The following is a 13,683-nucleotide window of genomic DNA, read 5'->3' on the forward strand; positions in this document are numbered from 1 at the left end:
GATGGAGCCGCGTTACGCCTATGGCGACCTGATCGCGCTCGCCGCCCGCGTGCTGGAGCGCGCCGGCCTGCCGGCCGAGCCGGCGCAGGCGGTCGCCCGCGGGCTCACCGAGGCCGATCTGCTCGGCCATAGCACCCACGGTCTCGCCCTGCTCGCCGACTATGTCGAGGAGCTCGACAACGGCACCATGGAGCGCGAGGGGCAGCCGGCCGTAATGAGCGACCATGCTGCAGTGGCGACCTGGGACGCGCGGCGCCTGCCGGGGGTGTGGACCACCGCGCTCGCGGTGGAGGAGGCGTCGCGGCGCGCGGAAAGCTACGGCGTCGGTGCGGTGGCGATCCGGCGCAGTCACCACATCGCCTGCCTCGCCGCCTTTCTCGAGGCCCCGGCGCGGGCCGGCACCTTCATCCTCGTCTTCTCATCCGACCCGAGCGATTCCCATGTCGCGCCGTTCGGCGGCCTGACTGCGGTGATGACGCCGAACCCGATCGCCGCCGGCATCCCGGCAGCGCCCGATCCGATCCTGATCGACGTCTCCACCTCGATCACCACCGCGGCGATGTGCGCCCGCACCCGCGCCGCCGGCGGCCGGCTCGGGGGCGCTTGGGTCAAGGACTGCGACGGCAGGGCGACCGACGACCCGGCTGCATTCAAGGAGGGCGGCTCGATCCTCCCGATCGGCGGGCTCGACCACGGCCACAAGGGCTACGGCCTCTCGCTGATGGTGGAGGCGCTGACCCAGGGCCTCGGCGGCTATGGACGGGCGGATGCGCCCCGCGACTGGGGCGCCGGCGTGCTGGTGCTGGCGCTGTCGCCCGCCGCGTTCGGCGGGCTCGACGGCTTCGTCCGCCAGACCGGATGGCTGGCCGAGGCCTGCCGCGCCGCCCGTGTGCCGGAGGGCGCGCCGCGGGTGCGCCTGCCGGGCGAGGCCGCGCTCGGCCGCAAGCGCCGCGCGCTCACGGAGGGCATCGCGCTGCATGCCGGTATCGCCGACGACCTCGGCAGGCTCGCCGCCCGGTTCGAGCTACCCGCTCCAACGCCCCTCGCCATTCCCGCCTGATCGAAGGAGACCGCCGCCCATGAGCGCCTATAAATCCGCCGAGCAGTATCGCGACATTGCCTCCCGCTTGGCGATCCCGTCGAAAGCCTTCATCGACGGCGAATGGCAGGCGGCTGCATCGGGCAATGTCTTCGAGAACATCGATCCCGCCACCGGCACCATGCTCGGCCTCGTCGCCTCGTGCGACGGTGGGGATGTCGATCGCGCGGTGAGGGCGGCGCGGCGTTCCTTCGAGGATGGCGGCTGGTCCCGTGCGGCGCCGGAGGAGCGCAAGGCGGTGCTGCTGCGCCTTGCCGATCTCGTCCGTGCCAATGCCGAGGAGCTGGCGGTGCTGGAGAGCCTCGATTCCGGCAAGACCATCAAGGACTGCCTCAACGAGATCGGCCATGAGGTGCCGACCTTCTTCCAATGGTATGGCGAGCTGGCCGACAAGAGCTTCGGCAAGGTGGCGCCGACCGCCGAGAAGACGGTCGCCATGATCGTCAAGGAACCGATCGGGGTCGTCGGGCTGGTGCTGCCGTGGAACTTCCCGCTGCTGATGGCGGCATGGAAGCTTGCCCCCGCGCTTGCCGCCGGCTGCTCGGCGGTGCTCAAGCCGGCCGAGCAGACCCCGCTCTCGGCGCTGCGCCTCGCCGAGCTCGCGATCGAGGCCGGCCTGCCGCCGGGCGTGCTGAACGTGGTGCCCGGCTTCGGCGAGACGGCCGGCCAGGCGATCGGCCGGCACAACGGCATCGACGCTGTGTCCTTCACCGGCTCGACCGAAGTGGGCGCCTATTTCTTGAAGTATGCCAGCGAGAGCAATCTCAAGCCGGTCGGGCTGGAGATGGGCGGCAAGAGCCCGATGATCGTGCTCGACGATGCCGACATCGACGACACGCTGATTTCATCCGCCATCAGCGCCGCCTTCTGGAACGGCGGGCAGAATTGCTCGGCCAACATGCGCCAGATCGTCGACCGCAAGGTGAAGGACTCCTTCCTCGACCGCGTGCTGGAGAAGACCCGCGCGCTCCAGGTCGGCAACCCGCTCGACCCGGCGACCGATCTCGGCTCCATGGTCAGCGCCGAGCACAAGGAGCGCGTGCTCTCCTATATCGAGATCGGCAAGTCCGAAGGCGCTAAGGTGCTGGCCGGCGGTGGCGCCAGCGCAGGCCTGCCCGGCTCCTTCGTCGATCCCACCGTGTTCGACGCCGTCGATCCCTCGATGCGGGTGGCGCGGGAGGAGATCTTCGGCCCGGTGCTCGGCGTCATCCCGGTCGACGGCGTTGACGAGGCCCTGAGGATCGCGTGCGACACCGATTACGGCTTGCACGCGACCATCTTCACCCGCGACATCGACAAGGCCTTCCACCTCGCCAAGCGACTGCCCTGCGGCACGGTGGCGGTGAACGGCTTCACCGAGGGCAATGTCACGACGCCGTTCGGCGGCTACAAGCGCTCCGGCTCGCTGACCCGCGACAACGGCACCGAGGCGGTCGACCAGTATCTGCAGACCAAGACGATCTGGATCTCGCTTCGCTGAAGCGGGCGGATAAGAACCGCGCCCCAACACCTGCCTCCCCGCTCGTGGACGTGATCCACGAGCCTGACGACTTTTCCCATCCCGAAGCGGTGGGGAGAGCGTTCTACCGTGCCGTCTGTCGGGCGCCGCTATCCGTCCGTTCGGGGGCTCTGCGGGCCGCGTGAACGAACATACCAATCATATTGCTCACTGCCCTGCAGGAGGATGTCGATCGCATCATCAGGCTTGAAATCGGTGCCGACGACTATCTCGGCAAGCCCTCAATCCCCGCGAGCTCGCAGCCCGGGTCAGGGCCGTCCTGCGGCGGGGAGCAAACGCCTTTCCCGAACCCCGCCCGACGGGCCTCTATCGATTCGAGGACTTTGTCGTCGATCCGTCTTTGCGGCGCGCCCTCAGCGGAGCCGGCGCGCCTTCCACTCGTCCGTGGCGGCGAGCGCATGCAGTGTCTCGACCGCGACCTTCGCGACGGCAATGGTCGCGCGGGAGGAGGGGCGGTTGAGCGGCGTCGCCAGATAGACGGTGCGGCGAAAGCCGGGGTCGACGACGCGGAAGGTGTGGATCGGGGTGGTGCCGGCGAGGCTCGAGATCGAGCCTGGATGCCGGGCGGCCAGCGAGCAGATGGTGGCGCCATGGCCGCGTCGCACCAGCTCGAAGATCTGCGGCGAGGCGTCGATCTCCATCGCGATGTTCAGCGGGATCGCGTGGCGGCGCGCCGTCGCCTCGACCAGAAGCCGCAGCCCGTGCTCGGGGCCCGGCATCACCAGCTTGAGATGCTGGACGTCGCGCATCCGTATCTCGCCCTTGTCCGTGAGATAGGGCGCGACGTCGGCCGGATCATAGGTCGCGACGTAAAGCTCTTCCTCCACCACCGGCTGGAGGGAGGCGCTGCGATCGTTCGCCGCGCCGCCGCCGAACACCACCGCGGCGTCGAGCGTGCCCTCGCGGAGCCAGCTCGCGATGTAGCCTGACATGCTCTCGACGACGCGCAGGCGGACCTGGGGGAAGCGGACGAGGCACGTCTCGATGAGCTGCACGGTGAGCAGGCCGACCAGCGAGCCCGGCACGCCGAAGCGCACCGTGCCGACCGGCGGCCTGTCGCGGCTGAGCATGCTTGCCTTGGCATCCTCGGCCTGCTTGAGGATCGCATAGGCGTGCGAGAGGAGCTCGCGTCCCTGCTCGGTCAGCGTCAGCCCGCGCGCCCAGCGCTCGAACAGGGCGGTGCCCAGCTCGTCCTCCAGGTCCTTCAGACGGGCGCTCAGCGATGGTGGACTGCTGTGCAGAACCTTCGCCGCCGATGTGAGCGAGCCGGTCTCGGCGATGGCCACAAAGGCGCGCAGGTCACGCAGATCCATATCGTGTCAGGCTGGAACGGCTTGTCGTGTTCGGGAGGCCCGCATTCTGTCCAAATTGGCGGCGCGGGCAAGCAGGGCCCGCGCGCGGTCGGCAACCGGCAGGTCAACCATGGCGCCGCGGAAGGTCACCGCTCCCAGCCCGTCCGCCAGCGCCGCCTCGAACACCTCCAGCGCGCCCCTCGCCCATTCGATCTCCGCCGGCGAGGGGGCGAACACCTCGTTCATGATCGGGACCTGCTTGGGATGGATGCAGAATCCGCCCGTGAAGCCCATCTCCCGGGCCTGCCGGATGGTGCGCCGGAACTTCTCCTCGTCCGCATAGTCGGCGACGCTGCCGACGAAGCCGATGGGCTGGATGCCGGCATTGCGCGCCGCCACCACCGCCTGGGCATTGTGGATGTAGAGCGTGTCATAGGTCGGGGACGCGCCGAGCGAGACGGCGAGGTCCTCCGCGCCGACGATCAGCCCGGCGACACGCGGATGCGCGGCCGCGATCGCGGCCATGTTGAGCAGCCCCTCGGCGGTCTCGATCATGACGACCAGCCGCGTATGCCCGACGGTCATGCCGCGCTCGCGTTCGAGCTCGTCGACGATCTCCGCGATGGTGCGCACATGCGAGGCGTCGGGCACCTTGGGCAGGGTCAGGCAGCACACATCCGGGCCCACCGAGGCCTCGATGTCGGCCAGGGCCTGCCGCCACGGCCTGTTGATCCGCACCACCACGTCGAGGCCCTGTGCCGCGAGGCGGGCGGCTGCCGGCCCGACGGCATGGCGGGCCTCCTCCTTCTGGCCCGGCGGGATGGCATCCTCCAGATCGAGCTGGATGCAGTCCGCGTCGCGCTCGGCGGCGCGGCTGAGAAAGCGCTCGTTGAGAACCGGGACGAAGAGCATCGAGCGCCAGGCGGGCGTCGTCGCAGCCATCACGAAACCTCCTCCGTCTTGCGGGAGGGCATGCCGAGCTCGTTCCGGACCTCTTCCGTGTGCTCGCCCAGCTCGGGGGCCACCCGGCGGAAACCGGCCGGCGTGCCGGAGAAGCGGGGGATGATGTTGTGCATCGGCATGGTGCCAAGATCGTCGTCGGGTATCTCGACGATGGCCTGCCGGCCGACCACGAAGGGATGTTCCAGCAGGTCGGCGACCGAGCACACCGGCCCGACCGTCACGCCGGCGGCCTCGAAGAGCGCAAGGTTCTCCTCCTGGCTGCGGCCGGCGATGAACGCGCCGATGATCGCGTCGAGCGCATCGCGATTGGCGACGCGCGCGGCGTTGTCGACGAAGCGGGGGTCGGTCTTCAGCTCCGGCTGGCCGATCGTGTCGAAGATGCGCTCGGCCATCGACTGCATGGAGCCAGACATCGCCACATAGGCGCCATCGGAACATTCATAGACGTTGCGCGGCGCCGTATGGGAGGACTGGTTGCCCGCGCGCGGCGTCGGAGCCCCGGTGAGGCGGACCTGCGCCGCCTCGGCGCCGATGAGCGAATGAATGGGCTCGAACAGCGACAGATCGAGTACCTGCCCGCGCGCGCCGCCCTGCTCGACCGCCCGCAGCGCGGCCAGTACCGCCGCGGTGCCGTAGAGGCCCGCGACCATGTCGGCCATGGCGAGCGGGGGAAGCGTCGGCGGCTTGTCGGCGTGCCCGTTCATGAACGCCCAGCCGGACATGGCCTCGACGAGGGTGCCGAAGCCGGGGCGCAGCCGCCACGGGCCGCTCTGCCCCCAGCCGGAGATGCGCAGGATGATGAGAGCGGGATTGCGCTCGAGCAGCGCTTCCGGCCCCAGGCCCCAGCGCTCCAGCGTGCCCGGCACGAAGTTCTCGACCAGCACCTGCGCGGTGTCGACGAGGCGCAGCAGCAGCTCGCGGCCTTCCGGGTCGTGGATATCGAGCGCGACGCTGCGCTTGTTGCGCGCATAGACCTTCCAGAAGATCTCGACGCCCTCGACGCGCCAGCTCCGCAGATCGTCGCCCTTGCCGGGTCGCTCGATCTTGATGACGTCCGCCCCGTAGTCGGCGAGCACATGCGTGGTCATGTTGCCGGCGACGAGCCGGGAGAGATCGACGACGCGAACGCCGTCGAGCGGGCCGCGACGGTCGGGGGAGAGCGGGACGGTATCGGGCATCGGTACCTCCTCAATCCATCACGATGAGCGGCTTGATTTCCTCCAGCCGGTGCATGCGTTCGAGGGCGGTGTTCACCTCGTCGAGCGTGTAGCGGCCGGTGATCATCTTGCCGAAGGGAATGCGGTCGATATGCGCGGAGGCGAATTGCAGCGCTTTCCAGTACGACTTCACGTCGCCTGAGAACGAGCCGATGACACGGATGTTCTTCTTCACGATGGTCGAGGGGCTGAAGGTGGTGGTGCCGCTGCCGAGCTGGCCAACCGTGAGGTAGCGCCCTCCCTTGCGGACGAGGTCGAGGCCCTCGCCGAAGGCATTGGGATGGCCGGTGAACTCCATCACGATGTCCGGGCCGCGCCCGTCGGTGAGCGCGCGCAGCGCAGCGGCACGCTCCTCGTGCGTGGTGCCCTCGATGGTGAAGGTGTGGGTCGCGCCGAAGTCGCGCGCCAGCGCCAGCCGGGCCTCCGGCGCCCCGATCACGCTCACCGTGCGCGCGCCGACGATGCGGGCGACGCCCGCCGCCAGCACGCCCAGCGGACCGGCGCCCTGTATGGCGACATGCTCGGAGGGATCGATGCCGCCGAGATTGTCGAAGGCGTTCATCACCGAGCGGAAGGCGCAACTGCACAGGCTCGCGACGCCGTCGTCGAGATTGTCGGGAACCCGGACACGGCCGGACTCCGGCAGGACGTAGCCGTATTCGGAGAAGCCGCCGAGGAGATAGGGCGGCTTCTCGATGTTCTCGTACATGTAGGCGCGGCGGTTCTCGCACAGGGTCGGCTGCCGCGCGACGGTGCAGAAGAAGCAGTGGCCGCAGGCCGTATGGGTCCACAGGATCCGGTCGCCGATGGACAGCGTCTGACCGACGCTGTCGCGCTCCGCGCCCTCGCCGATGGCGACCACCCGCCCGACCATCTCATGGCCGAGGATGACCGGCAGATCGACGGCGAGCGAGAGGTTGCCGCGCGAGAGATGCACATCGGTCCCGCAGATCGAGCAGGCGGTGGTCTTCACGATCAGCGCGCCGGGCTCGGGAGCCGAGGGCACGGGCACGCATTCGATCTTCACCGGCTGGCCGAACTGCCGGACCACGGCGGCGCGGGAGACCTCCGGGAGCTTGGGATGTTGGGCAGTCATGAGCATGGATCACACAGGGTCTAGAGGTACCGGAACCACAGGGTTGCGAACGGCACGAAGGTGATGATGGCCTGCCCGAGCAGGGCGGCGGCGAAGAACCAGCCGAGATAGGGCAGCATGTCCGCGAGCCGGGCATTGGCGGCGCGCGCGGCGACGTAGAGATTGGCCGCCATCGGCGGGGTCAGCAGCCCGATCTCCAGATTGGTGGCGAGCACGATGCCGAAGTGCACGGGATCGATGCCGAAGCGCTCGGCGGCCGGCGCCAGTAACGGCCCCATCAGCAGGATCGAGGCGTTCGTCTCCATGAAGGTGCCGACCAGCAGCAGGACGACGTTCACGGTGATCAGGAAGGCCATCGGGCTTTCGATGTAGGTCGCGACCCACAGGGCGATGTCCTGCGGCACCTGGTTCAGCACCATGGCGCGGTTGAAGACGCCGGTCATGGCGATGATGATCAGGATGCCCGAGCCGGTGATGGCTGCCGCGCGGAAGGCGCGGGCAAGCCCCTGCCCGTCGATCAGCCGGCGCGCGACGCCCACGACGACCGCATAGATGCAGCCGACCGCCGCCGCCTCGGTCGGGGTCATGATGCCCCCATAGATGCCGCCGAGGATCAGTACCGGAAGCAGGAGCGCCGAGGAGGCGTCGAACAGGACGCGCGCCGGGGCCTTGCCGCCGATCAGCCTGTCGCCGCTCTCCGGCCGGCCCTCGACGCCATCCCTCAGTACGCGGCGCGACATCACGTTGTGGACGATGAGGAACAGCACACTCATCAGCGCTGCCGGCAGCAGGGTGGCGAGGAAGAGCTGCGAGATCGAGACGCCGACGGTCGCGCCATAGAGGATGAGCGGGATCGAGGGCGGCACCAGCACGCCAAGCAGGCCGGCGGAGGAGGTCAGCGAGGCGATGTACCCCCTCGGATAGCCGCGCCGCGCCATCTCGGGGCTGACGATGCCGCCCACTGCCGCGACGGTCGCGACCGACGAGCCGGTGATCGCCCCCATCATCGCCGACGCCGCGATGGTGATGTAGCCGAAGGCGGCGCGGATGCGGCGCAGCACCAGATCGGCGAGCGCGATCAGCTCGGCGGCCATGCCGCTGCGGTTCATCAGCTCGCCGGTGAGCATGAACAGCGGGATGGCGACCAGCGGGTAGCTCGAAATCTCCTCGTAGGGAATGTTGCTCAGCCCGGCGATGGACAGCCCGTAGGCGCCCATCTGGAGGAAGATGACGAGGCCGAAGGTGACGGCGAGCGGCGCGCCGAGGACAAGGAACAGGGCCATCAGGCCAAAGGTCAGCGCCATGGATCATACCCTCCGGGCTCGCGCCCAGCGAGCGCCCGCCAGATGTCGAGTGCCGAATGGAAGGTCATCAGCACTGCGCCGGCGACCACGAAGCCGGCCGGAATGGCCACCGGGGTCCCGCGGTCGATCAGCCGTTCGCCGGAGGTGCGCGCATAGTCGAACAGGTCCCAGGCCAGCGCGATGAAGAACAGTCCGAACACCAGGCACAGGGCCGCGGCGACCGCGTCGAGGCAGCGGCGCAGAAGGCCTTCCGGCAGCATCTCCACGATATCCGCGGTCAGGTGGCGGTGGAGATGGCTGCACAGCGCGCCGCCGACGAAGGTGAGCGGCGACATGGCGACCATCGCCCATTCGCCGGTATCGGCGATCGGCAGGTCGAAGCTGCGTATCGCCACCGATGCTCCGACCGAAGCGATCGCGACGGCCATAGCCGCGATCACCACCACGTTCTCAACACGGGCCAGTTTCAGCTCGACGCGCATCAGCGCGTCGAGCAGCGAACCGGTGCCGCGCGTCTCGGCCGGGGCATCCATCGGACCGCCGGTCATCGGCGTGGTCTCGTCGTAAGCCATCGGCGCCTCACTCGCCCCGGGCCGCGGCGATTTCCTTCTTGAGCGCGCCGATGCGGTCGGCGCCGTAGGTCTGTTCGAGCTTCTGCCAGCCGACCTGGCCGATGCGGGCGAACTCCACCATGGCTTCGGGCGTCGGCACGATGACCTCGACCCCGCCGGCCTTGATCTTGTCGAGGAAGGCGGCGTTGTCGGCGCGGTTGCGGGCGATGCCCTCGCTGGCGGCTTCCTGCGCGGCCTTGCGCACGATCGCCTGCTGCTCCGGGGTGAGGCCGCTCCAGAAGCGCTGGCTGACGGTGATCGCGCCCATCGCATAGACGTGGTTCGTCAGCGTCATGTATTTCTGCGCCTCGAACAGGCGCGAGTTGTAGGTGATGCTCGCGCCGTTGTCCTGGCCGTCCACCGTGCCCTGCTGGAGCGCGACGAAGAGGTTCGGCATCGGCATCGTCACCGCCTGGGCGCCGGCGGCCTCAAAGAAGCTGCGGATCGACGCCGAACCCGGCACGCGCACCTTGAGCCCCTTGATATCCTCCACGCTGCGGACCGGATGCTTGGAGTTGGTCACCGCGCGGAAATCGAGCTCGAAATAGGCGAGCGCGACCATCTTGTGCTTGTCCAGCGTCTCCGTCAGCGTGCGCTGCAGGATGCCGTCCGGGTTGTAGAAGATCTTGTCGACCTCCTGCGTGCTGGTCGCGATGTAGGGCAGGTAGTGGATGTCCAGCAGCGGATCGAGGCCGGTCAGCGAACCCGGATTGAGGAAGGCGAAGTCGACGGCGCCACGGCTGAGGTCGCGGCCGAGTGCCTCGTCGCCGCCGAGCTGGCTGTTGGGGAAGACGGTGATGTCGATCTCGCTATTCGTGCGCTCCTTGACGAGGCGCGCGAAGGTCTGGCTCGCCTCGTCGGCCGCGGTGCCCTGCGCGAAGACGTGGCCGAGCCGCGCCTTGGCCGCCGAGGCGGGCTGCTGAAGAGCGAGGATGGATACGGCCGCGAGGGCGGCGACAAGAAGTCTTTTCATGGTTTCCTCCCAAGACCCGTCACGGTCTGTGTTCTTGTTGGCGTTGTGACGGAGATTTACTTGCTGTGATCGATGACCACCGTCTTGGCGACGGTGTATTCGTGCAGGGCCTCGAAGCCCTTCTCGCGGCCGTGGCCGCTCTTGCGGAAGCCGCCGAAGGGCAGTTCGATGCCGCCGCCGGCTCCGTATCCGTTGATGTAGATCTGCCCGGCGCGGATGCCCTTGGCCATGCGCATCTGCCGGCCGCCGTCGCGGGTCCAGACACCGGCGATCAGCCCGTAATCGGTCCCGTTGGCGAGGCGCAGCACGTCGTCCTCGTCGTCGAACGGCAGCGCGGCGAGGACCGGTCCGAATACCTCCTCGCGGGCGAGCTCGTGCTCGCGCGGCACCAGCCCGAACAAGGTCGGCGGCACGAAATAGCCGGCCTTGCTCGCTTCGGGATGTATCTTGCCCTGGGCGACGATCTCTACCTTGTCCTTCGCGGCCCGCTCCAGGAAGCTCATGACGCGATCGCGCTGGACTTGGTTGATCACCGGGCCGCAATCGAGGTCCTGCGCGGGATAGCCGACCTTCGCCGAGGCCATGCGGTCGGCGAGCTTGCGCATGAAGGGCTCGTAGATGGCGCGCTCGATGAGCACGCGCGATCCCGCCGAGCAGGTCTGTCCGGCATTCTGCACGATGGCGCCGATGATGACGTCGCACGCTTTGTCCTGGTCGGCGTCCGCGAAGACGATCTGGGGCGACTTGCCGCCGAGTTCCAGCACGCAGGGCACATGGTTCTTGGCCGCCGCGACCTGCACCAGCGTGCCGACCTCCGGCGAGCCGGTGAAGGAGAGGAAATCGATGCCGCCATGGCCCGAAAGCGCCGCGCCGGCCTCCTCGCCGAGGCCCGTCACCACATTGATGACGCCCGCGGGAAAGCCGACCTCCTCGGCGAGCTCGGTGAAACGCAGGCAGGAGAGCGAGGCCTCCTCCGCCGGCTTGAGGATGGCGGCGTTGCCCGCCGCAAGCGAGGCGCCCAGCGTGCGCCCGAACATCGAGGCGGGGTAGTTCCACGGAATGATGTGACCGGTCACGCCGCGCGGCTCGCGCAGCACGATCACCTGATAGCCCGGCAGGAACGGGATGGTGTCGCCATGGATCTTGTCGGCGGCACCGCCGTAATATTCGAAGTAGCGGGCGGTCACGCGGATGTCGTTGCGCGCCAGCTTCATCGGCTTGCCGGTGTCGGCCGCCTCGATCTCCGCCAGCTCCTCGAGGCGATCGAGGATCAGCAAGCCGAGCCGGCTGAGCAGCCGCCCGCGCTCGAGCGCCGCCATCGAGCCCCAGGTGCCCTCGAAAGCGTCGCGTGCTGCCTTCACCGCCAGATCGATGTCGGCCGCGCCGCCCCGGGCAATCTGTCCGATGACCTCGCCGGTGCTGGGGTTTACGACGTCAAGGGTCTGACCCGACGCCGGCTTGACCCAGCGCCCGTCGATGAACAGCTCAGCTCGCCCCATGGGCATCCTCCGCACTCCTTTTTTGGATTTGCGCGGATGCTTCCATGCTGGGGAGGAATTCGACAACGTCGAAAAATAGGAAGGTGCGTTCGGAAAACCCGAATGCTTGTCCGCCTGAGGGCGCTTGACCGGCCCGGTTCGACCGGTGGCTGGCCGATGCGAGGCCGATACGCAGCAGCGTCCCGTTGACCACGAAGTCAGCGATGATCCGGTCGTTGGCCACGGCGTGCGACGGCGGGGCCGATGACGTCGGCTGCGCCGCGCTCGTCCCTGCCATGCGGATCGCATGGCTTCCTGATCGCTCGTCCTGCCTTCAGGATTGGCGCGCCGCCGACGGCGTCAGTCCGGTCGCGGCACAGGAATGCAGGCAGAGGAGCATGCCATGTCGACGACCGCCGTTCCCGACGTCACGCTGAACGACGACACGACATTGCCGGCCATCGGGTTCGGCACCTACAAGCTGAACGGCGCCGAGGGCGTCGCGGGAATGGCGAGCGCCATCCGGAACGGCTACCGGCTGCTGGATTCGGCCTTCAACTACGAGAATGAGGGCGCGCTCGGCGTAGCGATCCGGCAGGCGGGTGTGCCGCGCGCGGAGCTGCGCGTCACCTCCAAGCTGCCGGGGCGCCACCACCATCACGACGAGGCCATCGCCACCATCGAGGAATCGCTCTATCGCGCGCAGCTCGACTATTACGACCTCTACCTGATCCACTGGCCCAATCCGGGCCGGGGCCTCTATGTCGAGGCCTGGAGCGCTCTGATCGAGGCGCGCAAGCGTGGTCTGGTCCGTTCGATCGGCGTCTGCAATTTCCTGCCGGCGCATCTGGAGAGGATCATCGGCGAGACGGGAGTGACGCCGGCGATCAACCAGGTGGAGCTGCATCCCTATTTTCCGCAGGCCGAGCAGCGCGCCTTCGACAGGGCGCATGGGATCGTCACCGAATCCTGGAGCCCGCTCGGGCGCGCCAACCGGCTGCTGCAGGAGCCGGTGATCGAGGCGATCGCCGCCCGGCTCGGCCGGACCATCGGCCAGGTGATCCTGCGCTGGCACGTGCAGCTCGGCGCCGTCCCGCTGCCCAAGGCGGCCAGCAGCGCGCGCCAGATCGAGAACCTCTCGATCTTCGACTTCGAGCTCCCGCCCGAGGATATGTCGGCGATCACGGCGCTGGCGCGCCCCGACGGACGCAACTTCGATCAGGATCCGGCGCGGTACGAGGAGTTCTGATCGCGGGGCGCCGGGACATATCGAACGGCTGCGCGTCTCTGCGTGAGTCATGGCCCTTGTTCGGCAATCCGTCCCGACCCGCGACCGTCCGGAACGAAAGTCAGGAGCGGAGGGGTGATTCCGGCAAAAATTGTCGACAGTAGTGCAATCTTCCGTTGACATGGGTGAGGCGAGTTCCTAGCGTCCGCCCTCGTCAGGAGGGGCGCCCCGTGCCGACCAACGCCATCGAGCTGTTGAAGTCGCATTCTCTGCCGATGCTCATCGAGGAGGAGATCCAGCGGGTCATCCTTAAGGGCGAATACGCGCCCGGCGATCGCATCAACGAGAAGGAGCTGGTGCTGCGCTTCGGCACCAGCCGCGGCCCGATCCGCGAGGCGCTGCGCTCGCTCGAATCGAGCGGGCTGATCGAGCAGATCCCCAATCGCGGCGTGTTCGTGCGCAAGCTCAGCGCCGCCGAGGCGGCCAACATGTACGACGTGCGCGCCGTGCTGTTCGCCCTCGCCGGGCGGCTGATGGCGATGCGCGCCACGCCCGAGGAGATCGCGCGGCTGCGCGGCTTCGCGCAGGCGATGGACGAGGCGATCGCCCGGGGCGACGTCGAGGCCTATCTGCGCGGCAACTTCGCCCTGCACGAATTCATCGTCACCCATGCCGGCAATCCGGTGCTGGCGAGCCAGTACCTGTCGCTCATCAAGCAACTGCGCCTCTACCGCACGCGCAACCTCATGCTGCCGGAATCGATGCGCGCCTCGAACGACGAGCATCACGAGATGATCGACGCCATCGCTGCGCACGATCCCGAACGTGCCGCGAGCACCCACCTCAACCATGTGGCGACGGCGAAGCAGCGCCTGATGGCGACGCCGAACATCGCCTGACCGC

At 68.4% G+C, this 13,683-nt stretch carries 13 protein-coding genes and 1 pseudogene; 5 read left to right on the forward strand and 9 right to left on the reverse strand.

The features are described 5' to 3' along the window. The first annotated feature begins 1 nt into the window (after window position 1). From U742_RS0108895 to U742_RS23535, 3 genes and pseudogenes are all read left to right on the forward strand, one after another. Entirely contained in the window at window positions 2-1,060 is a 1,059-nt protein-coding gene (locus U742_RS0108895) for an Ldh family oxidoreductase (protein ID WP_029352169.1), read from the forward strand. A 19-nt stretch (window positions 1,061-1,079) separates the two neighbouring features. Further along, window positions 1,080-2,579: an aldehyde dehydrogenase gene (locus U742_RS0108900; protein ID WP_029352170.1), complete on the forward strand. Its 1,500-nt coding sequence runs from the start codon at window positions 1,080-1,082 to the stop codon at window positions 2,577-2,579. Between the two features lie 170 nt (window positions 2,580-2,749). After that, window positions 2,750-2,886, forward strand: a pseudogene (locus U742_RS23535) (DNA-binding response regulator); the annotation flags it as partial. An 85-nt stretch (window positions 2,887-2,971) separates the two neighbouring features. Here U742_RS23535 and U742_RS0108905 read toward each other — a convergent pair. Genes U742_RS0108905 through U742_RS0108945 form a run of 9 tightly spaced genes read right to left on the reverse strand, consistent with a single transcriptional unit; the run spans window position 2,972 to window position 11,850 of the window. Further along, a complete protein-coding gene (locus U742_RS0108905; RefSeq protein WP_051660970.1) occupies window positions 2,972-3,931 on the reverse strand; it encodes a LysR family transcriptional regulator in 960 nt (319 codons plus the stop codon). Window positions 3,932-3,937: 6 nt separating this feature from the next. Beyond that, window positions 3,938-4,852 carry an HpcH/HpaI aldolase/citrate lyase family protein gene (locus tag U742_RS0108910; protein WP_051660971.1) on the reverse strand — a complete coding sequence of 305 codons (915 nt, stop codon included), beginning with the start codon at window positions 4,850-4,852 and terminating at the stop codon, window positions 3,938-3,940. After that, on the reverse strand, window positions 4,852-6,051 hold the full coding sequence (locus U742_RS0108915) for a CaiB/BaiF CoA transferase family protein (RefSeq protein WP_029352175.1): 1,200 nt from the start codon (window positions 6,049-6,051) through the stop codon (window positions 4,852-4,854). The genes U742_RS0108910 and U742_RS0108915 overlap by 1 nt, the downstream gene beginning before the upstream one ends. 10 nt (window positions 6,052-6,061) lie before the next feature. Continuing rightward, window positions 6,062-7,186 carry a zinc-binding dehydrogenase gene (locus tag U742_RS0108920; RefSeq protein ID WP_038361072.1) on the reverse strand — a complete coding sequence of 375 codons (1,125 nt, stop codon included), beginning with the start codon at window positions 7,184-7,186 and terminating at the stop codon, window positions 6,062-6,064. A gap of 20 nt (window positions 7,187-7,206) precedes the next feature. Then, window positions 7,207-8,490 (reverse strand): TRAP transporter large permease, encoded by a 1,284-nt coding sequence (locus U742_RS0108925; RefSeq protein WP_029352177.1) that lies wholly within the window; start codon window positions 8,488-8,490, stop codon window positions 7,207-7,209. Beyond that, window positions 8,481-9,062 (reverse strand): TRAP transporter small permease, encoded by a 582-nt coding sequence (locus U742_RS0108930; RefSeq protein ID WP_051660972.1) that lies wholly within the window; start codon window positions 9,060-9,062, stop codon window positions 8,481-8,483. Before U742_RS0108930 ends, U742_RS0108925 begins: the two co-directional genes overlap by 10 nt. A gap of 7 nt (window positions 9,063-9,069) precedes the next feature. Next, window positions 9,070-10,074 (reverse strand): TRAP transporter substrate-binding protein, encoded by a 1,005-nt coding sequence (locus U742_RS0108935; RefSeq protein WP_029352179.1) that lies wholly within the window; start codon window positions 10,072-10,074, stop codon window positions 9,070-9,072. A 56-nt stretch (window positions 10,075-10,130) separates the two neighbouring features. Then, the gene (locus U742_RS0108940) at window positions 10,131-11,579 is read right to left on the reverse strand and encodes an aldehyde dehydrogenase family protein (RefSeq protein WP_197028216.1); all 1,449 of its coding nucleotides are present in this window, start codon (window positions 11,577-11,579) and stop codon (window positions 10,131-10,133) included. After that, entirely contained in the window at window positions 11,560-11,850 is a 291-nt protein-coding gene (locus U742_RS0108945; protein WP_029352181.1) for a hypothetical protein, read from the reverse strand. Before U742_RS0108945 ends, U742_RS0108940 begins: the two co-directional genes overlap by 20 nt. Before the next feature lie 105 nt (window positions 11,851-11,955). Here U742_RS0108945 and U742_RS0108950 point away from each other — a divergent pair, with 105 nt between their 5' ends. Beyond that, window positions 11,956-12,801, forward strand: a complete 846-nt coding sequence (locus tag U742_RS0108950) for an aldo/keto reductase (RefSeq protein ID WP_029352182.1) — start codon at window positions 11,956-11,958, stop codon at window positions 12,799-12,801. A gap of 209 nt (window positions 12,802-13,010) precedes the next feature. Then, window positions 13,011-13,679, forward strand: coding sequence for an FCD domain-containing protein (locus U742_RS0108955; RefSeq protein ID WP_029352183.1), 669 nt, complete (start codon window positions 13,011-13,013; stop codon window positions 13,677-13,679). Window positions 13,680-13,683 lie beyond the last annotated feature (4 nt).

The sequence above is a fragment of the Allobosea sp. 117 genome (assembly GCF_000702305.1).
Classification (GTDB): Bacteria; Pseudomonadota; Alphaproteobacteria; order Rhizobiales; family Xanthobacteraceae; genus Ancylobacter.